The 21,992-nt window shown below is 46.4% G+C and carries 24 protein-coding genes; 5 read left to right on the top strand and 19 right to left on the bottom strand.

Annotated elements, in window-relative coordinates; translation table 11 throughout:
* Positions 1-18: 18 nt before the first annotated feature.
* Both G5B60_RS00750 and G5B60_RS00745 read right to left on the bottom strand, forming a co-directional pair.
* Positions 19-1,191 (bottom strand): hypothetical protein, encoded by a 1,173-nt coding sequence (locus G5B60_RS00750; protein WP_164682134.1) that lies wholly within the window; start codon positions 1,189-1,191, stop codon positions 19-21.
* Positions 1,188-1,784 (bottom strand): ABC transporter ATP-binding protein, encoded by a 597-nt coding sequence (locus G5B60_RS00745; protein ID WP_164682133.1) that lies wholly within the window; start codon positions 1,782-1,784, stop codon positions 1,188-1,190. The genes G5B60_RS00750 and G5B60_RS00745 overlap by 4 nt, the downstream gene beginning before the upstream one ends.
* A 142-nt stretch (positions 1,785-1,926) precedes the next feature.
* Between G5B60_RS00745 and hslO the strand changes: the two genes are divergently transcribed.
* Together hslO and dusB are read left to right on the top strand one after the other, a co-directional pair.
* The gene (hslO, locus tag G5B60_RS00740; protein WP_164682132.1) at positions 1,927-2,802 is read left to right on the top strand and encodes an Hsp33 family molecular chaperone HslO; all 876 of its coding nucleotides are present in this window, start codon (positions 1,927-1,929) and stop codon (positions 2,800-2,802) included.
* Positions 2,786-3,766, top strand: coding sequence for a tRNA dihydrouridine synthase DusB (gene dusB, locus G5B60_RS00735; protein WP_164682131.1), 981 nt, complete (start codon positions 2,786-2,788; stop codon positions 3,764-3,766). The genes hslO and dusB overlap by 17 nt, the downstream gene beginning before the upstream one ends.
* Before the next feature lie 40 nt (positions 3,767-3,806).
* Here the strand turns inward: dusB and perR are convergent, their stop codons facing one another.
* Entirely contained in the window at positions 3,807-4,274 is a 468-nt protein-coding gene (gene perR, locus G5B60_RS00730) for a peroxide-responsive transcriptional repressor PerR (RefSeq protein ID WP_164682130.1), read from the bottom strand.
* Between the two features lie 129 nt (positions 4,275-4,403).
* On the opposite strand from perR, the gene G5B60_RS00725 reads away from it, so the two are divergent.
* Together G5B60_RS00725 and G5B60_RS00720 are read left to right on the top strand one after the other, a co-directional pair.
* On the top strand, positions 4,404-4,940 hold the full coding sequence (locus G5B60_RS00725) for a phenolic acid decarboxylase (RefSeq protein WP_164682129.1): 537 nt from the start codon (positions 4,404-4,406) through the stop codon (positions 4,938-4,940).
* A 58-nt stretch (positions 4,941-4,998) separates the two neighbouring features.
* Positions 4,999-5,538 (top strand): PadR family transcriptional regulator, encoded by a 540-nt coding sequence (locus G5B60_RS00720; RefSeq protein ID WP_164682128.1) that lies wholly within the window; start codon positions 4,999-5,001, stop codon positions 5,536-5,538.
* Between the two features lie 21 nt (positions 5,539-5,559).
* On the opposite strand, the gene G5B60_RS00715 is transcribed toward G5B60_RS00720, so the two are convergent.
* The 12 genes from G5B60_RS00715 to G5B60_RS00660 all read right to left on the bottom strand — a co-directional run bounded on the left by G5B60_RS00715 (position 5,560) and on the right by G5B60_RS00660 (position 11,920).
* The gene (locus tag G5B60_RS00715; RefSeq protein WP_164682127.1) at positions 5,560-5,736 is read right to left on the bottom strand and encodes a hypothetical protein; all 177 of its coding nucleotides are present in this window, start codon (positions 5,734-5,736) and stop codon (positions 5,560-5,562) included.
* A gap of 33 nt (positions 5,737-5,769) precedes the next feature.
* Positions 5,770-5,949 carry a hypothetical protein gene (locus G5B60_RS00710; RefSeq protein ID WP_115268036.1) on the bottom strand — a complete coding sequence of 60 codons (180 nt, stop codon included), beginning with the start codon at positions 5,947-5,949 and terminating at the stop codon, positions 5,770-5,772.
* Positions 5,950-5,952: 3 nt separating this feature from the next.
* Positions 5,953-6,138: a hypothetical protein gene (locus tag G5B60_RS00705; RefSeq protein WP_164682126.1), complete on the bottom strand. Its 186-nt coding sequence runs from the start codon at positions 6,136-6,138 to the stop codon at positions 5,953-5,955.
* Entirely contained in the window at positions 6,125-6,328 is a 204-nt protein-coding gene (locus tag G5B60_RS00700; RefSeq protein ID WP_164682125.1) for a hypothetical protein, read from the bottom strand. Before G5B60_RS00700 ends, G5B60_RS00705 begins: the two co-directional genes overlap by 14 nt.
* 18 nt (positions 6,329-6,346) lie before the next feature.
* A complete protein-coding gene (locus tag G5B60_RS00695; protein WP_164682124.1) occupies positions 6,347-6,502 on the bottom strand; it encodes a hypothetical protein in 156 nt (51 codons plus the stop codon).
* Complete coding sequence (locus G5B60_RS00690; protein WP_164682123.1) at positions 6,499-6,681, bottom strand: hypothetical protein; 183 nt, start codon at positions 6,679-6,681, stop codon at positions 6,499-6,501. Before G5B60_RS00690 ends, G5B60_RS00695 begins: the two co-directional genes overlap by 4 nt.
* Entirely contained in the window at positions 6,678-6,869 is a 192-nt protein-coding gene (locus tag G5B60_RS00685) for a hypothetical protein (protein ID WP_164682122.1), read from the bottom strand. The genes G5B60_RS00690 and G5B60_RS00685 overlap by 4 nt, the downstream gene beginning before the upstream one ends.
* An 87-nt stretch (positions 6,870-6,956) precedes the next feature.
* Positions 6,957-7,847: a helix-turn-helix domain-containing protein gene (locus tag G5B60_RS00680; RefSeq protein WP_164682121.1), complete on the bottom strand. Its 891-nt coding sequence runs from the start codon at positions 7,845-7,847 to the stop codon at positions 6,957-6,959.
* A 128-nt stretch (positions 7,848-7,975) separates the two neighbouring features.
* Complete coding sequence (locus G5B60_RS00675; protein WP_164682120.1) at positions 7,976-8,404, bottom strand: CoA-binding protein; 429 nt, start codon at positions 8,402-8,404, stop codon at positions 7,976-7,978.
* 10 nt (positions 8,405-8,414) lie between these two features.
* The gene (polA, locus tag G5B60_RS00670; protein ID WP_164682119.1) at positions 8,415-11,060 is read right to left on the bottom strand and encodes a DNA polymerase I; all 2,646 of its coding nucleotides are present in this window, start codon (positions 11,058-11,060) and stop codon (positions 8,415-8,417) included.
* An 83-nt stretch (positions 11,061-11,143) separates the two neighbouring features.
* On the bottom strand, positions 11,144-11,470 hold the full coding sequence (locus G5B60_RS00665; protein ID WP_164684057.1) for a carboxymuconolactone decarboxylase family protein: 327 nt from the start codon (positions 11,468-11,470) through the stop codon (positions 11,144-11,146).
* Between the two features lie 9 nt (positions 11,471-11,479).
* Complete coding sequence (locus G5B60_RS00660) at positions 11,480-11,920, bottom strand: cupin domain-containing protein (RefSeq protein ID WP_164682118.1); 441 nt, start codon at positions 11,918-11,920, stop codon at positions 11,480-11,482.
* A gap of 148 nt (positions 11,921-12,068) precedes the next feature.
* Between G5B60_RS00660 and G5B60_RS00655 the strand changes: the two genes are divergently transcribed.
* On the top strand, positions 12,069-12,950 hold the full coding sequence (locus G5B60_RS00655) for a LysR family transcriptional regulator (RefSeq protein ID WP_164682117.1): 882 nt from the start codon (positions 12,069-12,071) through the stop codon (positions 12,948-12,950).
* Positions 12,951-12,976: 26 nt separating this feature from the next.
* Here the strand turns inward: G5B60_RS00655 and G5B60_RS00650 are convergent, their stop codons facing one another.
* The 4 genes from G5B60_RS00650 to rpoB all read right to left on the bottom strand — a co-directional run bounded on the left by G5B60_RS00650 (position 12,977) and on the right by rpoB (position 21,864).
* Positions 12,977-13,312 (bottom strand): hypothetical protein, encoded by a 336-nt coding sequence (locus tag G5B60_RS00650; protein WP_164682116.1) that lies wholly within the window; start codon positions 13,310-13,312, stop codon positions 12,977-12,979.
* A gap of 1 nt (position 13,313) precedes the next feature.
* Complete coding sequence (locus G5B60_RS00645; RefSeq protein ID WP_164682115.1) at positions 13,314-14,396, bottom strand: hypothetical protein; 1,083 nt, start codon at positions 14,394-14,396, stop codon at positions 13,314-13,316.
* Between the two features lie 189 nt (positions 14,397-14,585).
* Entirely contained in the window at positions 14,586-18,221 is a 3,636-nt protein-coding gene (rpoC, locus tag G5B60_RS00640) for a DNA-directed RNA polymerase subunit beta' (RefSeq protein WP_164682114.1), read from the bottom strand.
* A 61-nt stretch (positions 18,222-18,282) separates the two neighbouring features.
* Positions 18,283-21,864, bottom strand: coding sequence for a DNA-directed RNA polymerase subunit beta (gene rpoB / locus G5B60_RS00635; RefSeq protein WP_164682113.1), 3,582 nt, complete (start codon positions 21,862-21,864; stop codon positions 18,283-18,285).
* Positions 21,865-21,992: the final 128 nt, after the last annotated feature.

The raw sequence follows: 21,992 nt of genomic DNA, 5'->3' as shown, positions 1-21,992 counted from the left end.
TTGCTTTGCAGTTTCCTTTTAAGCTATGCTAAGCTGTATTTTCCTAGCTGAAAATGCCTTCCATAGCAGACTAAGTAAAGTAAGCCCAACCAGCCAAGCGATGAGGATGACGTAACCTTGTGTGGCACTCATCTGCCAGTTGTCCAGCTGATGTTGTAAAAGCCCTGTTGCCACTTCAAAGCTCTTGATGTAGCCTGTTGGTAGCCATTGCACATAAGGCGCTAGTGGCACGACAACCAAGGGCAAAACTACCGCTCCTAAAAGAACAACGAGAGCGACAAAAAGAGTGGCGACTTTATTTTTAACCAGTTGGGCGATGATGTAAATGGCAACGCTCATCACAAGTAGCGACAGCACTTGCAGTAAAAGGCTGGGCAGCACACTGTCCTTTATGGCTGAAAAATAGAGTGTCTTATCAGACAGATGATAATGCAATATGGGATAATCCCACTCCCCCACACCAAAAAAGATGGCAGCCACCAGAAAAACTGGCAGGACAGACAGGATGAGGAGGGCAAGACTAACTACAAAACCAACTGCTATGTCCTTTAGCGCCAAGCACCAAGCACTCTCTGGCAAGAGTCGTGTCTTATCAATGGTCTTTGAGGCAAAAGCACTGGTGTAGAGATTGGACAGGATAAAGATAAGAGCTATAGGCAGAAGCGCTGGAAAGAGATAGTCGGTCAAAGACAGGACAAAGGGAAGGGCTTGGGTTGGAAAATAAGGGTCTTCGTAGGCAAAGTTTTCTTTAGCAAGCGCTTGATACATGAGCAGATCACGGTTAAGCACACTTTTCATCGTGGCATCAATCGTCTTGTCCTTAGCGGTTTGTCTGACCTTCTCTAAGTAAGCGATCTGTTTTTGATAAACCGTCTTCCAATCGCCCTTTTGATAGGCGGCTAGAAAAGCCCTATCGCTTTTAATGGTCGCCTCTCCCCCGCTGATATTTTTTTGCACATAAGGATACTCGGCGCTATCTTTTGATAAGGTCTTTAAGCGTTCCTTTTCGTCCGCTACTGCTTTTTGCGTTTGCTGGAGGCTCTCGCTAATCTGCACGCCAAGATTGTTGTTTTGATTGGCTTTGGCATTTAGAAAAAGTGTGACAAGACTAGCTGCGACAATGAGGAGCAAGGGCACATAGGTCAAGCGACTTTTTAAGAGACGCTTGAGTTGAAAGCATAGATAAGTCATAGAGCACTCACCTCCATCTTTTCATCCCCCAAGGTCAAAAGATAATCACAGTAAGCTTCTATGTCCTCCTTGTAGTGAGAGGAGAGGATGACGATCTTGCCCGCCTCTTTGAATCCTTTTAAAATCGAAAAGAATATCTGACGGCTCTCCTCATCCAAACCATTGGTCATCTCATCCATGAGGAGACACTGATTATCACTGACTATATACATGGCAATCAAGAGGCGCTGCTTCATCCCAAGGGAGTACTTACGGATAGGCAGACGGATGTAGTCCTCCATCTTCCAAGTCGCAATGACATCTGTAAGTGCGACCTGCGAGCGCCATTCCTTTTGGACAAAGCGGAGATAGTCAAGCCCAGAGAGGTCGCTATCTAGCCAGTCACTAGTCTCATAATAAAAAGCTGAGCCACTCTCTAGCTCAACCTTTCCCGATAGGATGGGGAGTAAACCCATGATAGAGCGGAAAAAGGTCGTCTTGCCAGAACCATTTGTCGCTACAATGCCGTAGAGATTTCCCTCCTTGAAATCATAGGAAAAATCCGTCAAAATCGGATGTCTCGTCCGTATCGTCAAGTGCTGGATGTTAAGCATAGACTCACCCACTTTCTCTCACTTTTCTACTTTTAGTATAGCAAAAGAAAGCGCTTTTATCCATCCTTTACCCAACTTTCTTACGACCAATCTCTAATCCCTATCCCATGCAAAATCAAGACTTTGTGGTATAATAACAGTTATGGATAAAATCATTAAATCAATCGCAACAAATGGTGCTTTCAGGGCTTATGTGCTGGATTGCACCGAGACCGTCAAAACGGCACAAGAAAAACATCAGACACTCTCAAGCTCCACTGTCGCTTTGGGGCGAACGCTCATTGCTAACCTCATCCTCGCTGCCAATCAAAAGGGTGAGAGCAAGGTGACGCTCAAGATTATCGGCAACAGCTCTTTTGGGCATATCATCTCAGTCGCTGACACGCACGGCAATGTCAAGGGCTACATTCAAAACCCTGGTGTTGACATCAAAAAGACAGCGACCGGTGAAGTTTTGGTGGGACCTTTCATGGGGCAGGGGCATTTTGTGGTCATTACCGACTACGGCACAGGAAAACCCTACACCTCAACCACGCCCCTCATCTCTGGCGAAATCGGCGAAGACTTTGCTTACTATCTGACTGAAAGCGAGCAAACCCCTTCTGCTGTCGGGCTCAACGTTTTGCTTGACGAGGAGGACAAGGTCAAGGTTGCTGGAGGCTTTATGCTCCAAGCACTGCCTGGAGCGTCTGAGGCAGACATCAAGCGCTATGAAGAGCGTATCCAAAAGATGCCTGCTATCTCTAGCCTGCTAGCGTCTGACAATCACGTAGACGCCCTGCTTGACGCTATCTACGGCGAAGACGACTACAAGCGTTTGTCTGAGGAGAGCGTACGCTTTCACTGCGACTGCTCCAAAGAGCGCTTCAAACTCGCTTTGCTCTCGCTTGCAAAAGACGAGCTTATCGCTATGAAAGACGAGGATCACGGCGCAGAGATTACCTGCCAGTTCTGCAATGAACACTATCACTTTTCAGAAAAAGACCTCGAGGAGATAATCAATGACAAAGCTGAATAATTCCTTTCATATCGGGTCGGTAGAAATCCCTCACCGCACGGTCTTAGCGCCTATGGCTGGTGTGACTAACTCCGCTTTTCGCACCATCGCTAAGGAATTTGGCGCTGGGCTTGTCGTCATGGAAATGGTCTCAGATAAAGGGATTCAGTACAATAACGAAAAGACCCTGCACATGCTCCACATCGACGAGGGCGAACACCCTGTCTCTATCCAGCTTTTCGGCAATGACGCTGATAGCCTAGCACGAGCTGCTGAGTTCATCCAAAAAAACACCAAGGCTGACCTTGTCGACATCAATATGGGCTGCCCTGTCAATAAAATCGTCAAAAACGAAGCCGGTGCTATGTGGCTAAAAGACCCTGAAAAAATTTATCAAGTCGTAAGCACTGTGAAGTCTGTCCTTGATATTCCCCTCACGGTCAAGATGCGTACCGGCTGGTCTGACAGCTCTCTAGCCGTTGATAATGCGCTAGCTGCTGAGTCTGCTGGTGTCTCTGCCCTTGCCATGCACGGACGCACTCGTGAGCAGATGTACACAGGGACCTGCGACCACGAGACCCTAGCCAAGGTCGCAAAAGCCATCACAAAAGTGCCTTTTATCGCAAATGGCGACATCCGCACTGTCCAAGACGCGAAGTTTATGATTGAGACGGTGGGCGCTGATGCGGTCATGATTGGACGTGGCGCACGTAGCAACCCTTATATCTTCACCCAGATTAACCACTACTTTGAGACTGGTGAGGAGTTGCCAGATCTTCCATTTGACAAGATGTTAGACATCGCAGAGGACCACTTGACCCGCCTGAGTCAGCTAAAAGGCGAAGTCATCGCTGTCAGAGAGTTTCGTGGGCTAGCTCCGCATTATCTGCGTGGCACTTCTGGTGCTGCCAAGATCCGTGGCGCTGTCTCACGTGCTGAAACCGTTGACGAGGTGCGAGAACTCTTTGCTAGTCTACGTGCCTAAGTACAAAAAATCCACTTATGCTTTCAGCATAGGTGGATTTTTATCTATGATTTTCCTGCTTTTTTTGGCACTCTGGGCAAATTCCGTAAGCCAACAGCTGTAGCTTGGTGATTTTAAACTGGGTTTGCTCGTAAGCTTCCTTGGAAATATCCAGCAGCTCAACGTCCATAAAATCCACAATCTTGCCACAGGACTCACAGACGATATTGATATGATCATGCCCCATGAAGTCATAGTAGGTCGTGCTGTCATTGGTGATTTTTATCTCCTCAACAAAGCCCTCATCTACCAGAACCTTGAGGTTATTGTAAACCGTCGCAAGACTCATGCTTGGATAAAGCGGCAGGAGATCTTTATAAATCTTCTCGGCACTAGGGTGCTCCTTGCTATCAACCATATAAGCAATAATCGCCTTGCGTATTTCTGTTATTCGCACACGTTTTGCACGCAGATGCTCTAGAACATGCTCATAAGCTCTCGTTGAACGTGGTGATACCTGACTCGCCATGATCTCCTCCTTTCTCATCGTCTTTATTATAACAAAAAAATGCTGGGTTCGCCTATATTAAAACTTGACACTTGACTTTATGTCGATAACGACATATAATGGTGGTGTTGATTTTAAAAGGAGGCTAAGATGACAAAACACTTTAAAACACTAGAAGACTTTATCGGAACACACTTTATCTACACCTATGACAATGGCTGGGAATACGAGTGGTATGCTAAAAATGACCACACCGTTGACTATCGTATCCACGGTGGCATGGTCGCTGGACGCTGGGTCAAAGACCAAGAAGCTAATATCGTCATGCTGACAGAGGGCATTTACAAGGTCGCTTGGACAGAGCCGACCGGCACTGACGTGGCGCTGGACTTTGTCCCTAATGAAAAGAAATTAAACGGCACCATTTTCTTTCCTGCTTGGGTGCATGAACATCCTGAAATTACCGTCTGCTTTCAAAATGACCACATCGACCTTATGGAAGCATCTCGTGAAAAGTACGCCACTTATCCAAAGCTAGTCGTGCCAGAATTTGCCACTATCACTTATATGGGCGACGCTGGAGTAGATAACGAAGACGTCATCTCTGAAGCGCCTTACGATGGTCTTCCTGACGATATCCGAGACGGGCGATACTTTGACGAAAACTACAAGCGCTTGAGAAAATAATTGGGTTCTGCTCAAAAACTTGATATACTAGAAGCAATCAAGTCACAAGGAGACCCTCATGCCAAAAGAACGTATTCTGCCCTATGTTATTTTAGGGATTGTAAGAACACATCAATCCCTCACTGGAAAGGCAATCAGTCAGCAGTTTGAAACGGAAATCGGTGAGTTTTGGAAAGCTTCGCACAGTCAGATTTACCCAGAGCTAAAGCGTATGATTACAGACAAATGGCTGGAGCAAACCACCGACCCAAACAACCTAAAAGAAAAATACTACCAGCTCACCCCGCTTGGTGAGGAGACCTTGAAGGCATGGTTGCTTGCGCCTGTGCTTGAAGCTCCGACTCAAAAAGACCTCTTTTCACTCAAGATGTTTTTCATCCACAGCGCAAAAGACAGCCGTGTCCAGTCGCTCTTGGAGGAAGAAAAAGAGCTGCTAGATAAGCAATTGGCGCATTTGAACAAGCGCCTTGAACTCCTCTTTCCAAGTCAAGAAAAAATTGCGCAACAGTATGGTCACTACCTCATCCTCAGCCGAGCTATCGCTCGAGTGAGAAGCCAGCTGGACTGGATAGAGGACACCCTAGCACACTTAGTATAAGATAAGAGCCTTGAGGTTTTCTCAAGGCTCTTTGTCGTCTGCGATCAAGTAGAGGATAAAGCAGCACCAAGCCAGATAGTGGAGATTGACCTTGTGCTCTATCAGCAAGTCCATCCCAAACACCATCAGCATGGACACAATGAGAGTAAAACGAATGATTTTAAAGATAAGTTTATTGAGCTTAGAAGCATTGGACATCAAAACCACCTCCTAGAACAGCTGGGCGAGATATTAAACCAGCAAACCATGCAGGACGACAATCACCTCGGACACGACAGTGAAGCCGACCACTAGTCCCACTAGACACTTAGGCAGAAAACCGCTCAAGAGCTGAGGTTTCTTAGTTTGCAGATAAAGCGCCAGCACTAAAACAAAAATCGCAAACATTTTCAAATCAAATAAAGCAAGCATAGACTATTCTCCTTTTCTTTCCACACGATAGCTGGTCGCATAAACAGCGAGATAGAGGATAATGACGAGTGACATGGGAATGGCATTCACCAGAGACAGGGACAGAACCTTCATGTCGTTTAGGATGTAGAGTACACTCCAGAGGACAAAGAAAATGGTGGATAAGCTTGTGACTTTAACATTTTTCATCGCTTTTCTCCTTTTTTTGACCTTGCAACAAAGCATAGATAAGAGTCGTTGCGCCGACGGTTGTTAACATCAGGACTAAGTAGGTCTGCGACAGGGTTTGCCCATTAAAAAGTGTCGCTAGGACAAAGACCGACTGAATCAAAAGATTGGTGACATAGCAAAATGTGAAAATAGAACGTCCTCTTATCATAATCGTCTCCTTTTTCGTTTAGAAAAGCTTAGCCAGTGCCTGTCCGACCTCTTTTCCAATATCAAAAAGTGCCATGCAAATGCCCGGTGCACATACCAAAAACACAAGCCCAAAGAGCACTTTTGCAAACCATTCTAGCGGATGTTGTGTCATGATAGCGTTTACTTTTTTCATTTTTTCTCCTCCCTATCTAGCAGGTGTAAAAAGCCAAGCACAAAGGCAAGCATCATGACGTAGCTTAGTAGATTGTCAAAGGATTTTCCTGACCAGTAAGCACCTAAAAAGTAACAGCTACTACAGGACAGACTGGAAAGTAGGATAATATCGACTGCTGTGAGTGATTTTCTCTTCATAACTCCTCTCCTTTCCCAAGGATGATAATGCCAAAGGTAAACAAGGAAAGGCTAGTGAAGTCAGTGGCGAGTAGCCAGCTCGGAAGCACTAGGACACCCAAGTCATCAAGGATATAAAAGATGAGATAAATGAGTCCTATGGAAAAGATAGAGATTTCTAACAAATGGTAGCTGCGTCTTCTCTTCATAGCTTTCCCCTTTCTTGTAAGCCTTTTCTTTATACTTCTATTATACACGAAAAACAAAAAAGCAACAGGACACGGATGTCGGGTTGCTTAGTTTTTTAAATCTTTTTCAGACTCACGAATGAACTCCTCTGCCAAGGCTTCGTCATTGAGCATATTGGCAAATAAAATGGCTTTATCATAGAGAGCTTTAGCTTTTTCCTTGTCTTTTTTGACAAGCAGGTAATACTTAGCTTCAAAAGCATAGACGACTGGCTTATGCTGAAAGTTATTTGTTCTCTCTATAATGTCTCTCAAAACGGCTGTATAGGTCAGATAGTCCTCTGGCTCAGCGTTTATCAAAAGCGTTACTAAAATCCTCTCTGTCGCATAGACCCGCTCAAGGTCACTGTAGTCAATGTCCTCCATGACACGACTCGCCAACTGCTCCATATGGCTCTTGTCCTCTAGTCCCAAAGCACAACAGAAAAAGTAGAGATTGATGATTAAGAGGTCGTTATAACTGTAGTGGCTTTTCTTTAGGATTTGCTGGAAATACTCCTCTAAAAGCGTGAGCCCATACTGGTAGTCTCGACTAGTAAAAACATCTAGTTGCGCTTGCACAACCTCGACAAGGAGCTGCTCCTCCTCAGGTAGACCGTCATAGTAGTGCTCATAAATCTCATCAAGAAAGCCTTCCAACTCCTTGATACGCTCGGGGTCACCATAAGTATGCGTTTTTGTTAGCCGATTTTTCAGCTCTAGATAGCGCTTGGGCAGGCTTATCGCCTCCACATCCACCAGCTCCTGCACTCCCACACCCAGCTTAGACGCCAAAAAGAGCGCCTTTGGGATAGTGAGCAGGGTATGCCCATTTTCGATCCTCGTTAGCTGTCTAACGGTCAACTCAGACTCATCGCCACAGATGTCTGCCTGCGTCAAACCTTTACCAAGCCTAGCTTGTCGCACTCGTTTTCCTATTTCCTCTTTTAAATCTACCATTTTCCTTCACCTCTTCCATATTACTTTTATTATAAGCTATTTTCTGAAAAGAGACAAATGGAGCGCTTTCAAGATGTGGCAAGTTTTTCTTAAGAACATATAAAAAGAAGCACTAATGTGCTTCTTTTTTAGTTAAGGGCTTGGTATTCGATTTTGAGGCATTTATTCATGACGATGTCATCGACACCATGCTGACGTAGGATAGCCTCTGCCTCTTCATTTTCAAGCCCCAGCTGCGCCCAAAAGATACGAGCCTTGGTCGCTACAAAGTCACGTGCCACATCTGGCAGAAACTCGCTACGTCTAAAGACATCCACGATGTCAATCGGCTCTGTGATGTCCTGCAAGCGAGCATAAACCGTCTCACCCAGTATCTGCTCACCAGCCAGTTTTGGATTGACTGGGAGGATGGTGTAGCCAGCGTCCTGCATGACCTTTGCCACCTTGTAAGCAGCAGTTTCTGTGCGGTTTGACAGTCCCACAACGGCTATGGTCTTGCTACTTGTGATGTAGTTTTTGATGGTTTCTTGGTCTGGATTTTGAAAATGATAGGTCATAAAAACTCCTTTATTTTGCCTCGTACCAGGTCTTGCCGTCACTCTCATCAGCGATTAAAGGCACTGACAAGTGGATGGCAGACTCCATAGTCTCCGTTACTAGGCGCTTGATGTCAGCAAGCTCATCCTTTGGCACCTCAAGGACAATTTCATCGTGCACTTGCAGTAGCATCTTAGCCTTGTAATTGCCCGCCTCAAGAGCCTTATCGAGATTTATCATAGCAATCTTTAAAATATCAGCGGCTGAGCCTTGGATAGGGGAGTTGATAGCTGTACGCTCTGCGAAGTTTCTGATGTTGAAGTTGCGTGAGTTGATGTCTGGCAACTCACGACGGCGGTGAAAGAGCGTCTCCACATAGCCCTTGTCCCTCGCCTCACGCACCACACGCTCCATATAATCCTTAATCCCCGGATAGCGCTCAAAGTAGGTCTCAATGTAGCGTTTTGCCACCTTGCGTGGGATACCGAGGTTATTGGCTAAGCCAAAGTCTGAAATGCCGTAAACAATCCCAAAGTTGACCGCCTTAGCGTTTCTGCGGTCATTTGCCGTCACGTCCTCAGCCTTAGTAATCCCAAAGACACGCATGGCTGTCGAGGTGTGAATATCAGCGCCTTCGTTGAAGGCTTGAATCAAATGCTCATCCCCAGAGATATGCGCCAGCACACGCAGCTCGATTTGCGAGTAGTCTGAGCTTAACAGCACCTCGTCCTCGCCAGACGGGACAAATGCCTTGCGGATAAGACGCCCTGCCTCGAGACGAATCGGGATATTTTGCAGATTAGGGTCAGCACTTGAGAGACGACCAGTCTGTGTTAGGTCTTGGATGTAGCGGGTGTGAATCTTGCCATCCTCTAGGATGTAGTCCTGTAGCCCCACGATGTAGGTCGACTGCAATTTGGCAATCTGACGATACTCTAAAATCTTGGTCACAAGCGGTGAGATTGGCGCTAGACGCTCTAGCACATCAACGGCGGTCGAGTAGCCTGTCTTTGTCTTTTTGGTCATCTCAACAGGCAGACCCAGCTTTTCAAAGAGCAGGATACCCAGCTGTTTGGGCGAGTTGATATTGAACTCCTCACCAGCTAGCTCATAGATTTCCTGAGTCAGACTGTCGATAGTCGCTTGGTTGTCACGCTCCATCTCTTGCAGGGTCTCCTTGTGGACTTTGATCCCTGCGATTTCCATCTTGGCAAGCACCTTGGCGAGCGGCTGCTCCATGTCAAAGAGCAGTTCTTTTTGCGCATGGCTATCGAGCTTTTCTAGCATGACAGACTCAGACGCTTGCAAGACCTTGACTTTTTTCGCCAAATGACTAAGAAGCGTTGCCTTGTCAGGCACTGCACGCTTAGCGCCCTTGCCATAGACTGCTTCGTCGGTGTCTAGGGCGTAGTCGGTGTAGAGTCTAGCGATGGTGGCTACTGTATTGTCCTCAACGGTCGATAGCAGATACTTAGCCAGACGACTGTCAAAAGCCAGCTCCTCTAGGTCAACCCCCAAATGACTGAGCAAGACCTTGCTCCGCTTAAAGTCGTAGGTCTTGACAGGCTGAGCTAGCGCCTCTCTAAAGGCAGGGCTAGTGAGCAAGTCCAGATTATCAGACGCATAGATGTGCTGACTATCGCCCCAAGCAAAGCCGATAATGTCCTCCATGTGGTAGTTTTCACCCAAAAGCTCAAAGTAATAGTAGGTCTCCTGTGAAAACATATCCGCTGACAAGCTATCCACATCGTCAATCACTTGATAGTCCACTTCAAAATCTTCTTTTGGTGTGTCTTTGGTGAGATTTGCCTTGAACTGCTTGAAACCCATCTCGTCGTAAAAGGCAGAGAGCTTCTCAACGTCAGCGCCCTTATAGACAATGTCCTCAAGTCCGATGGTGATTGGTGCCTGGGTGTTGATGGTCGCTAGAGTTTTTGAGAGAAAGGCTTTTTCTTTGTCGTTGATGAGGTTTTCTTTCATCTTAGATGCTTTCATCTCATCGATGTGCTCGTAGACCCCTTCTAAACTGCCGTAGTTTAGCAGCAGTTTGAGGGCTGTCTTTTCACCGACCTTGGTCACCCCTGGGATATTGTCCGACTTATCGCCCATCAGCGCCTTGAGGTCGATAAACTGACTCGGTGTGATCCCCATCTTTTCCATGAGGTAGTCTGGCGTGTACTCCTCAAACTCTGCCACACCTTTTTGGGAAATCTCAACGACCGTGTTCTTGTCCGTCAGCTGGATGAGGTCTTTATCCCCTGAGACGATGGTCACATCATAGCTCTCCTCATCCTCGGCTAGCTTATCCACGGTACCGATGATGTCATCTGCCTCGTACTGCGCCAAATCGTAGTAGCAAATGCCCAGATGACTAAGCAGCTCACGGATATAAGGCAATTGCTCACGAAACTCATCTGGCGTCTTCGCCCGACCTGCCTTGTAGTCGCTGTACATCTCCGTTCTAAAAGTAGTCTTGCCCGCATCAAAAGCCACTAGGACATGGGTCGGCTCCACACGCTCCAGCAAGTGGTTTAACATCAAGTGAAAACCATAGATGGCATTGGTGTGCAGACCATTTGGATTTTTAAAGCGCTCGATCTGATTGTAAAGCGCAAAAAACGCACGATAGGCCACAGATGACCCGTCAATCAATAATAATTTCTTCTTGTCTACCATGCTTTTAGTATAACGTTTTTAGCCCATTTTGTCACTTTGGAGCTTTTCAAGCAGACAAAAACGACTTGCTAAAAGCAAGTCGATTAGTCCTCATCTGTCCAGATAGTTTTGGCTTGGCTAAAAGCTGACCAAGCCTTGGGCCAGCCGACGTAAAAGGCGGCATGGGTGATGATTTCAGCTATCTCGTCCTTGGTGACGCCATTTTTCTTAGCAGTTGTTAGATGATAGCCTAACTGCTCAAAACCGCCCTGTGTCATGAGTGCTGTCACCGTGACAATAGAGCGTAGCTTTGGAGACAGCTCTTTTTCACGTGACCAGACTTGACCAAAGAGCACATCGTCATTGAGCGCTGCAAAGGTCGGTGCAAAATCGCCTAGTTGGTCACGTCCTGCGGTTTGTTTGACCATGATAATCCCTCCTTAATCTTCTAAAGCTAGATAGTCCTCGTCAGAGACTTCCTCTAGCCAGATATCTTCCGTATCTTCGCCCGGTACAGCAAAAGCGATATGGCTAAACCATGAGTCGCATTTAGCGCCGTGCCAGTGCTTGACATTTGCTGGGATGACAATGACACTGCCTTCTTGTAGAGACACTGCGGGTTTGCCCTCTTCTTGGTACCAGCCCTCACCAGCGGTGCAGATTAAGACCTGTCCGCCACCACGGCTCGCCTTGTGAATATGCCAGTTGTTGCGGCAGCCTGGCTCAAAGGTGACATTGGCTAAACTGATTGCCCCATCGCTAGTAGCACCTAGACCTTTTAGATACGATTGCCCGATAAAGTACTTAGCGTAAGCATCATTGGTTTGACCTTTTCCAAAGTGATTGGCTGTGTCAAATGCTGTTTTATCCTGATATTTCATGTCCGTACCTCACTTTCACAGCCATTATATAGCTAATCTCGCTATAAATCAAATACTTTAAAGCTATCCTTACCATGCTTTTTTCTTATGATAAGCTTGCTTTTTGAGGATTTCTTTTCTATAATAAAGGCAAAAAAGGAGAAGAAATATGGATATTCGTGTTTTGCGCTATTTTTTAAAAATCTGTGAGCTGGGCAATATCTCAAAAGCAGCTGAGAGCCTACACACCACCCAGCCCAACCTCTCACGCCAGCTCACGCAGCTAGAGGACGAGCTCGGAAGAACGCTTGTCATCCGTGGGAAAAGACGGCTGACGCTGACGGAGGAGGGCGAGTACCTCAGAAAGCAAGCGCTCTCTATCGTGGAGATGGCTGACCACACCGAGTCGACCTTGAAATCTTTTCAAGACCACATCAACGGGCATGTCCATATCGGAGCAGCCGAGTCGACAGTTATGGCGGTTTTTGCTCCTATCTTTCAAAAGTCTTGGAAGACTTATCCTGGTATCAGCTATCATCTCACTAGCGGCAACTACGTCGATGTCACACGTAGCCTTGACAATAGCTTAGCGGACTTTGGCATTGTCATCGAAAAAACAGACAAAAGCAAGTACCACCACCTACAGCTCCCACACAGGGACACTTGGGGTATCCTCATGCACCGAGACAGCCCCCTAGCGCAGCAAAAAAGTATCACTCCAGCTGACTTTGCAAAGCTTTCTCTCATCGCTTCACGAGAGATTGAGGAGATTGGAAAGATTAAAAACTGGGCGAGCGAGGGCAGTCCCAAGGTCATCGCTACCTGTAACCTCATCACAAACGCAGCGCTCATGATTGAAGCGACTAGCGGCTATGCCCTGACCTTTGAAGGTTTGACCTTCCCATCTGAGTCCAACCACTTCGTCTTTTGTCCACTTGAACCCGCCGTCACCTCCAACACCTACCTCATCTGGAAAAAAGACACCCCACTCAGCAAATCCGCCCAAATCTTTTTAGAGCTTGTAGAGGAGGCGATGGGGAGAGCAAACTAAAAGCGCAACAATGTTGCGCTTTTAGTTTATTTTTCAAAAGTATATGCACCTATTGTATCTTCTCCACCACCATCAACATTAACAACTAGGTGTCCATCTTTATCAATATCTCCTGTACTTGCAGAACCAGAAATTGAGCCTGTAAAAACATAACCTGATTTACCTTGTTTTTTCCAAGAACCTAAATAGTAATTTCCATTAAGTCCATAACGATAATACCTGTATGAACCATCTTTCTCAATAAGGATAACTCTACTTCCTTTATTCATTTGTTTCCATTTACCAATCACTTTGTCTTGACCACAAGCTGTTAGTACTAAAATAGTCAACACGGTAATAGATATTAATACAACCTTTTTCATCTTATTTCTCCTCTTCAAATAATTCCATAATCATAGCGATACACAGCTCTTGCAAGATAAGGGCTAAACTCACTAGCTCTTGGCTGTTGGCATTGTCCATAAGAAAGTCGTTGACCATGGCACGCCCATGAAACTGAGCGTTACGGTAGTGATAGATATAGCTAATCGCTAGATAAATATAGTCCGCATTGACAAATTTCCCTTCTGCGATTTGCTTTTGAACCTTATTTCGATAAGACTTTCGCTGTGACCTCGCTTGCTTATCCAAAGTTTCATCTGAAAGTTCAGCCACAAAGCGAGCGTCATAGTAGTCTAACAAACGCTTGAGTATAGCCTTGTCAGAAAAAGCCTTCGTTCCATAAAAATCGTGATAACGTTCTTCTGCTGTTTTGATATCCAATTCGTAGCCTATATTTTCTAAAAGACAGCGATAAAGACGATTATCCTCAAACCACGCTTCAACCAAGGACTTGAAACTTTTAGACATGTGCTGACCAAGCTGTTTGCTAAATCCAAGAGCGTCTCCAACTGCTCGAAGTTGCTCACGCTCTTTTTTCTTATCTTGATAGAGATAGGCATAGAGAGCATTGAAAGCACGCCAAGCGTGGTCAAAAGCGTGCTTACTCGACAAACTCATGACAAGATTCATCAAACAGGTCAAAAGCGCCTGTGACTTTTCTTCATCATCAGAAAAAAGCAAGGCTAGCCGTTCTTCTGGGAGATTCATCTGCTTAAGAAGTGCTTTAGTGAAGCGTTGCTGAAAGGTAACAGATTCTTTTTGACTCTTGCCATCCACTGTCAAGGTCAACTCACCTAAACGAAAGTGACAACCGCTAAAATAAAGTACCAACAAAGCTTTGACTAAAGCTTGATAGGTATTACTCTTTAGCGTTGATAGATGTCCCATTGCATCTATCACATGACTACGCTCTCCTCGTATGGTAATCTTATCAGCCGTCAGTATAACATCATCGTAATAATGCTTATCCTCAAGACTGAAGTAGCGGTGCTGGTATAACCTTTTGTCAAAAGAGGGCGATAATTCTGACAATTGTAGGTCAATACAAAAGCTGTGCTTTTCCATTTTTCTTTCTCCTTTACACTTGGGACTAAGTAGTTGACTTTACAGTCAACTACTCCTGTACTTAGTATAGCAGCATTTTTCTTATTTAGATGAAACTCTATGAAAGCGCCTGCACCTCTCTTTTTCTGGAAAAGACCCACACTAGTTTATGCTAGCAAAAAAACCAAGCCATATGGCTTGGTTTTTTTATTAGTGTACTTCTTCGGCAACGATTTCTTCTGCGAGAGCTTCCTCTGCAGCTTCTTCTTCGTTGATTGCCAAAGGTTCGATATTGCGGTAGCGTGCCATACCAGTACCTGCTGGGATGGTTTTACCGATGATAACATTTTCTTTAAGACCAAGAAGATGATCTTTCTTACCACGGATAGCCGCATCTGTAAGCACACGTGTGGTTTCTTGGAAGGATGCAGCAGACAAGAAGGAGTTGGTCTCAAGTGAGGCTTTGGTGATACCCATAAGAACTGGACGAGCTGTCGCAGGGATACCTCCAGAGATGAGGATGTCTTTGTTAGCGTCTGTAAAGTCTGAAATGTCCATCAATGTACCTGGGAGAAGATCGGTATCTCCTGGATCCATGATACGAACTTTACGAAGCATTTGACGAACCATAACCTCAACGTGCTTGTCACCGATTTCTACCCCTTGGCTACGGTAAACTTTTTGCACCTCAGCAAGGAGGTAAGTCTCAACAGACAAGGTATCACGCACTTCAAGAAGGTGCTTAGGTTGGATAGACCCTTCTGTAAGAGCCGCACCACGGTGCACCATGTCACCCACTTCCACTTTCATACGAGCGGTAAATGGTACCACGTACTCGCCTTCGCCAGTTTGACCTTTGACGTAGACTTTCTTGGTACGTGTTGCTGCGTCTTCTTCGATAGCTGTGACTTCCCCTTTGACCTCAGTGATGACCGCTTCCCCTTTAGGATTACGGGCTTCAAAGATTTCTTGGATACGAGGAAGACCTTGGGTGATGTCGGTATTAGACGCCACACCACCCGTGTGGAAGGTACGCATAGTAAGCTGTGTTCCAGGCTCACCGATAGATTGGGCAGCGACGGTACCAACTGCTTCACCAACTTCAACGGCGTCACCAGTTGCAAGGTTGATACCATAGCAGTGACGGCAGACACCGTGACGTGTGTTACATGTAAAGACAGAACGGATAGTCACTTCCTCAACACCAGCAGCCACAATCTTCGCTGCCAAGTCCTCAGTAATCAAGGTATCTGGACCAACGATAACCTCACCTGTCTCAGGATGTTTAACGGTTTTCTTGGTGTAGCGACCATTGAGACGCTCTTCAAGAGTCTCAGTGACTTCCTTACCATCTGTAATGGCAGTGATGGTAAGACCACGGTCAGTACCACAGTCGTCCTCACGAATGATAACGTCCTGTGCCACGTCAACCAAACGACGTGTTAAGTAACCAGAGTCGGCAGTCTTAAGGGCGGTATCGGTCATACCCTTACGAGCACCGTGAGTTGAGAAGAACATTTCCAAAACGGACAGACCTTCACGGAAGTTAGACAGGATAGGCAGTTCCATGATACGACCGTTTGGCGCTGCCATCAGACCACGCATACCCGCAAGCTGTGAGAAGTTGGAGATGTTACCACGAGCTCCTGAGTCCATCATCATAACGATTGGGTTCTTCGGATCTTGTGTCTCAATCAGGCGTGCTTCCAACTCTTCTTTGGCTTCACGCCAAGTGGTTGTAACCGCCACATAACGGTCATCATCGGTCATCAAACCACGACGGAAGGCTTTGTTGATTTGCTCAACCTTGCTGTGAGCTGCGTCGATGATTTCTTGCTTGTTGTCAATGACTGGGATGTCAGCGATACCCACAGTCAAACCTGCAAGTGTTGAGTGGTAGTAACCTAGGTCTTTCAAGCGGTCAAGAAAGGCTGATGTTTCTGTTGTACGGAAACGTTTGAAGGTTTCAGCGATGATGTTTCCGAGATTTTTCTTCTTAAATGGAATGTTAATCTCTAAGTTGTCAATCACCGTTTGAATGTCTTGACCTGGCTCTAGGAAGTACTTGTCTGGTGTCTTTTCAGTGAGGTTGCTGTTAGTTGGCTCGATGAGGTAAGGTAGGTCATCAGGCATAATGTCGTTAAAGAGGATTTTTCCGACAGTTGTCACCATGATTTTGTGCTGTTGCTCTGGTGTCCAAGGTTTGTTTGGCATAGAGTCAACGGCAATACCAACACGTGTGTGCAAGTGCACATAGCCATTGCGGTAAGCCATAACAGCCTCGTCACGGTCTTTAAAGACCATACCTTCACCCTCACGACCAGCGTCTTCCATAGTGAGGTAGTAGTTACCAAGTACCATGTCCTGAGATGGGGTAACGACTGGTTTACCATCTTTAGGGTTGAGGATGTGCTCAGCAGCTAGCATGAGAAGACGTGCTTCTGCTTGTGCTTCTTCAGAGAGAGGCACGTGAATCGCCATTTGGTCACCGTCAAAGTCGGCATTGTAGGCTTCACAAACCAGTGGGTGAAGACGAAGCGCCTTACCATCGATAAGCACAGGCTCAAAGGCTTGGATACCGAGACGGTGGAGGGTCGGTGCGCGGTTAAGGAGCACTGGGTGTTCTTTGATGACTTCCTCTAGGATGTCCCAGATACGCTCATCCCCACGCTCAACCATGCGCTTAGCAGCTTTGACGTTTCCAGCTAAGCCATTAGCTACGATTTCACGCATAACAAATGGTTTGAAGAGCTCGATCGCCATCTCACGTGGCACACCACATTGGTACATCTTAAGTGTCGGACCAACGGCGATAACGGAACGTCCTGAGAAGTCAACACGTTTACCAAGCAGGTTTTGACGGAAGCGTCCTTGTTTCCCTTTTAGCATGTGGCTAAGAGACTTGAGCGGACGGCTACCTGGTCCTGTGATAGGACGACCACGACGACCATTGTCAATCAACGCATCCACCGCTTCTTGTAGCATACGTTTTTCATTTTGGACGATGATACCTGGCGCATGCAACTCTAAAAGACGAGCCAAACGGTTGTTACGGTTGATAACACGACGGTAGAGGTCGTTTAAGTCAGAAGCCGCAAAGCGTCCACCGTCAAGCTGTACCATGGGACGAAGATCTGGTGGAATAACAGGCAAGATGTTGAGTACCATCCATTCTGGCTTGTTGCCAGATTTTTTGAAGGCGTCTAGAACATCCAAGCGGCGAACAGCCTTGACACGTTTTTGACCGGTCGCTGTTTTGAGCTCTTCCTTGAGCTCAGCGATTTCAGCATCCAAGTCAACACGTTTTAAGAGGTCTTGGATAGCTTCAGCACCCATCTTGGCTACGAAAGAGCCATAGCCGTACTCTTGTAATTTTTCACGGTACTCACGCTCAGTGAGGAGAGACTTAGGCTCAAGTGGTGTGTCTTTAGGGTCAATCACCACGTAAGCGGCAAAGTAGATGACCTCTTCAAGGGCACGTGGGCTCATATCAAGGGTCAAGCCCATACGACTTGGAATCCCTTTGAAGTACCAGATGTGTGATACTGGCGCTTTTAGCTCGATATGCCCCATGCGTTCACGACGCACCTTGGCACGAGTGACCTCAACACCACAGCGGTCACAGATAATCCCTTTGTAGCGGATACGTTTGTATTTACCACACGCACATTCCCAGTCTTTTGTAGGACCAAAGATGACTTCGTCAAAGAGTCCTTCACGCTCTGGTTTTAGCGTACGGTAGTTGATTGTTTCAGGTTTTTTAACTTCACCATAAGACCATGAACGGACCTTACTTGGTGAGGCTAATGTGATTTGCATACTTTTAAAACGATTTACGTCAACCACTAGTTTTACCTTTCTGTCAATTTATCTCAAATCTAGCTAGAAACTTAGCTAGTTTTAGTCATTAGTCATTTGTTGCAGGTGCTTCTTCTTGATTTTCAGCTTCTGCTTTTGCCTTTGCTTCTTGCTCTTTTCTCGCTTTTTCAAGCTCATCAACGTGCATGACGTCATCGTCTTCGCCCTCATCAAGGTCACGAAGTTCGACTTCATTGTCATCCTCGTCAAGGACACGCATGTCAAGACCAAGTGATTGCAATTCTTTGACAAGCACTCGGAAGGACTCAGGCACACCTGGTTTTGGAATTGGTTTGCCTTTTGTGATGGCTTCATAGGCTTTTAGACGTCCAGCAACGTCATCTGACTTGTAAGTCAAGATTTCTTGAAGGACATTTGACGCACCGTAAGCTTCAAGCGCCCAAACCTCCATCTCACCGAAGCGTTGTCCACCAAACTGGGCTTTACCACCAAGCGGTTGTTGGGTAACGAGTGAGTAAGGTCCGACTGAACGCGCGTGCAATTTATCATCAACCATGTGGTGGAGCTTGATCATGTACATGACACCAACAGACACACGGTTATCAAACGGCTCACCAGTACGTCCATCGTAGAGGACAGTCTTAGCGTCGCTATCCATACCAGCCTCACGAACGGTATCCCAGAGGTCTTCTGAGCTTGCTCCGTCAAAGACTGGTGTTGCGATATGAATGCCAAGGTTACGAGCTGCCATACCGAGGTGAAGCTCCATAACTTGTCCGATATTCATACGAGATGGTACCCCAAGTGGGTTCAACATGATGTCAACTGGTGTTCCATCTGGAAGATATGGCATGTCCTCAACAGGAACGATACGAGAGACAACCCCTTTATTTCCGTGGCGTCCCGCCATCTTATCTCCGACTTTAATCTTACGTTTTTGAGCGATGTAGACACGCACCAGCATGTTGACACCTGATTGCAGCTCGTCACCGTTTGCACGTGTAAAGATCTTCACGTCACGAACGACACCGTCACCACCGTGTGGCACACGTAGAGATGTGTCACGGACTTCACGAGACTTGTCACCAAAGATAGCGTGAAGGAGACGCTCTTCAGCTGAAAGGTCTTTTTCACCCTTAGGAGTGACTTTACCAACGAGAATATCACCTTCTTTAACCTCAGCACCTATACGGATAATCCCCATTTCGTCAAGCTCTTTGAGGGCTTCTTCACCGACGTTAGGGATTTCACGAGTGATTTCTTCAGGGCCAAGCTTTGTATCACGTGTTTCAGACTCAAACTCTTCAAGGTGGACAGAGGTGTAAACGTCCTCTTTAACCAAGCGCTCACTCATGATGACCGCATCCTCGAAGTTGTAGCCTTCCCATGTCATGTAGGCAACGATAGGGTTTTGTCCAAGCGCCATTTCACCACGCTCCATAGAAGGACCGTCTGCGATGAAATCACCTTTTTCAACCAAGTCGCCGACCTTGACAAGAGTGCGTTGGTTGTAGGCAGTACCTGAGTTTGAACGGCGGAATTTTGTGATGTGGTAAACATCAAGGCTACCGTCCTCACGGCGTACTTCAACTTTTTCAGCGTCTGAGAAGACGACACGTCCGTCGTGTTTTGCGATAACTGCCGCACCAGAGTCGTGGGCTGCTTGATATTCCATACCTGTTCCGACATAAGGCGCATGCGGGTCAATCAATGGCACAGCCTGACGTTGCATGTTGGCACCCATGAGGGCACGGTTGGAGTCATCGTTTTCAAGGAAAGGAATACATGCTGTCGCTACCGCAACTACCTGCTTAGGTGATACGTCCACGTAGTCAACGATACTTGCTGGGAACTCTTGGTTGTTACCTTGGTGACGTCCCATGACGATTTCTTCCGCAAAGGTTCCGTCTGGATTGAGCTTAGAGTTGGCTTGGGCAACAGTGTACTCGTCCTCTTCATCGGCTGTCAACCATTCGACTTCATTGGTCACGACACCTGTTTTTCTGTCAACCTTGCGGTATGGTGTTTGGATGAAACCGTATTTGTTGAGGTGACCATAGCTTGACAAGTTGTTAATCAAACCGATGTTAGGTCCTTCAGGCGTTTCAATCGGACACATACGACCGTAGTGAGTGTAGTGCACGTCACGCACTTCATATCCCGCACGGTCACGAGTCAAACCACCAGGTCCTAAGGCTGATAGACGGCGTTTGTGAGAAAGCTCAGAGAGCGGGTTGTGTTGGTCCATGAACTGTGACAATTGAGACGAACCAAAAAACTCTTTGACGGCAGCTGTCACAGGACGGATGTTGATGATTTGTTGTGGTGTGAGGACTTCATTGTCCTGAACGCTCATGCGCTCACGCACGTTACGCTCCATACGAGCAAGACCAATACGGAATTGGTTGGCAAGAAGCTCACCGACCGCACGGATACGACGGTTTCCGAGGTGGTCAATATCGTCGACCTTACCGATACCTTCTGCTAGGTTGAGGAAATAGCTCATCTCAGCGAGGATATCAGCTGGTGTCAAGGCACGAGTCTTGTCATCTGGGTTGGCATTACCAACGATAGTCACGACACGGTCTGGATCTGTCGGTGCAACGACCTTGAATTTTTGTAAAATCACAGGCTCAGTCACAACAGCGTAGTCGTTTGGTGTGTAGACAAACTTGTTGAGGTCGCCGTCAATGTAGTCTGCGATAGAGTCGATGACATCACGTGTCATGACAGTACCAGCTTCAACCAAGATTTCACCAGTTTCTGGGTCAACCAAGTTTTCAGCGATGGTTTGGTTCAAAAGACGTGTCTTGAGGTTGAGTTTTTTGTTAATCTTGTAGCGACCAACAGCAGCCAAGTCATAACGACGTGGGTCAAAGAAGCGAGCTGTCAAGAGACTACGTGAGCTGTCCGCTGTCTTTGGCTCACCTGGACGCAAGCGCTCGTAGATTTCCTTGAGGGCTTCGTCTGTACGTGAGTCTGCTGGGTTTTTGTGGATGTCTTTTTCGATGGTGTTGCGCACAAGCTCGCTATCCCCAAAGATATCCATGATTTCATCGTCACCAGAGAATCCAAGCGCACGCACAAGCGTTGTAAATGGAATCTTACGTGTACGGTCGATCCTTGTATATCCGATGTCTTTTGAGTCAGTTTCAAGCTCTAGCCAAGCCCCACGGTTAGGGATGACAGTTGAGCCGTAGCCGACCTTACCATTTTTGTCAACCTTATCGTTAAAGTAGACACCTGGAGAGCGCACAAGCTGACTAACGATGATGCGCTCACCACCATTGATGATGAATGTTCCCATTTCAGTCATGAGTGGGAAGTCGCCAAAGAACACTTCTTGTGTCTTGATTTCACCAGTTTCTTTGTTGACCAAACGGAAGGTCACAAAGATAGGTGCAGAGTAAGAAGCGTCATGGATACGAGCTTCTTCTAGGGTATATTTTGGCTCTTTAAACTCATACCCTACAAATTCAAGCTCCATAGTATCTGTAAAGTTTGAGATTGGGAGCACGTCTTCAAAGACTTCTTTTAGCCCATTTTCCAAAAAGTCTTTAAACGAATCTGTCTGAATTTCAATCAAATTAGGTAAATCAAGAACCTCTTTGATTCTTGAAAAACTACGACGTGTACGGTGTTTACCGTATTGAACTTCATGTCCTGCCAAGATTTTACTCCTTTTATTAAGATGAGAGGCATGTAGCCTTGAGGGTGAACTAACTTCCTAAGTAAGCTGCTAGCTTACTCAAGTAGCGTGATGCTCTTTCACATCACCCGGTCGTCTGAGCTATTTTA

Source organism: Streptococcus hyointestinalis, from assembly GCF_011039275.1.
Lineage (GTDB): Bacteria > Bacillota > Bacilli > Lactobacillales > Streptococcaceae > Streptococcus > Streptococcus hyointestinalis_A.
Note: the sequence above shows the minus strand (reverse complement) of the source record. Positions and strands in the feature narration are given on the sequence as shown.

Bases quoted from the DNA above. Each gene is read 5' to 3' on its own strand.
- G5B60_RS00750 (WP_164682134.1), bottom strand. From the start codon at position 1,191: ATGACTTATCTATGCTTTCAACTCAAGCGTCTCTTAAAAAGTCGCTTG.
- G5B60_RS00675 (WP_164682120.1), bottom strand. From the start codon at position 8,404: ATGACCTATCATTTTCAAAATCCAGACCAAGAAACCATCAAAAACTAC.
- G5B60_RS00685 (WP_164682122.1), bottom strand. From the start codon at position 6,869: ATGAAGAGAAGACGCAGCTACCATTTGTTAGAAATCTCTATCTTTTCC.
- G5B60_RS00655 (WP_164682117.1), top strand. From the start codon at position 12,069: ATGGATATTCGTGTTTTGCGCTATTTTTTAAAAATCTGTGAGCTGGGC.
- dusB (WP_164682131.1), top strand. From the start codon at position 2,786: ATGACAAAGCTGAATAATTCCTTTCATATCGGGTCGGTAGAAATCCCT.
- G5B60_RS00745 (WP_164682133.1), bottom strand. From the start codon at position 1,784: ATGCTTAACATCCAGCACTTGACGATACGGACGAGACATCCGATTTTG.
- G5B60_RS00660 (WP_164682118.1), bottom strand. From the start codon at position 11,920: ATGAAATATCAGGATAAAACAGCATTTGACACAGCCAATCACTTTGGA.
- perR (WP_164682130.1), bottom strand. From the start codon at position 4,274: ATGGCGAGTCAGGTATCACCACGTTCAACGAGAGCTTATGAGCATGTT.
- G5B60_RS00725 (WP_164682129.1), top strand. From the start codon at position 4,404: ATGACAAAACACTTTAAAACACTAGAAGACTTTATCGGAACACACTTT.
- G5B60_RS00700 (WP_164682125.1), bottom strand. From the start codon at position 6,328: ATGATAAGAGGACGTTCTATTTTCACATTTTGCTATGTCACCAATCTT.
- G5B60_RS00715 (WP_164682127.1), bottom strand. From the start codon at position 5,736: ATGTCCAATGCTTCTAAGCTCAATAAACTTATCTTTAAAATCATTCGT.
- G5B60_RS00690 (WP_164682123.1), bottom strand. From the start codon at position 6,681: ATGAAGAGAAAATCACTCACAGCAGTCGATATTATCCTACTTTCCAGT.
- G5B60_RS00695 (WP_164682124.1), bottom strand. From the start codon at position 6,502: ATGAAAAAAGTAAACGCTATCATGACACAACATCCGCTAGAATGGTTT.
- polA (WP_164682119.1), bottom strand. From the start codon at position 11,060: ATGGTAGACAAGAAGAAATTATTATTGATTGACGGGTCATCTGTGGCC.
- G5B60_RS00705 (WP_164682126.1), bottom strand. From the start codon at position 6,138: ATGAAAAATGTTAAAGTCACAAGCTTATCCACCATTTTCTTTGTCCTC.
- hslO (WP_164682132.1), top strand. From the start codon at position 1,927: ATGGATAAAATCATTAAATCAATCGCAACAAATGGTGCTTTCAGGGCT.
- G5B60_RS00645 (WP_164682115.1), bottom strand. From the start codon at position 14,396: ATGGAAAAGCACAGCTTTTGTATTGACCTACAATTGTCAGAATTATCG.
- G5B60_RS00720 (WP_164682128.1), top strand. From the start codon at position 4,999: ATGCCAAAAGAACGTATTCTGCCCTATGTTATTTTAGGGATTGTAAGA.
- G5B60_RS00650 (WP_164682116.1), bottom strand. From the start codon at position 13,312: ATGAAAAAGGTTGTATTAATATCTATTACCGTGTTGACTATTTTAGTA.
- G5B60_RS00680 (WP_164682121.1), bottom strand. From the start codon at position 7,847: ATGGTAGATTTAAAAGAGGAAATAGGAAAACGAGTGCGACAAGCTAGG.
- G5B60_RS00710 (WP_115268036.1), bottom strand. From the start codon at position 5,949: ATGCTTGCTTTATTTGATTTGAAAATGTTTGCGATTTTTGTTTTAGTG.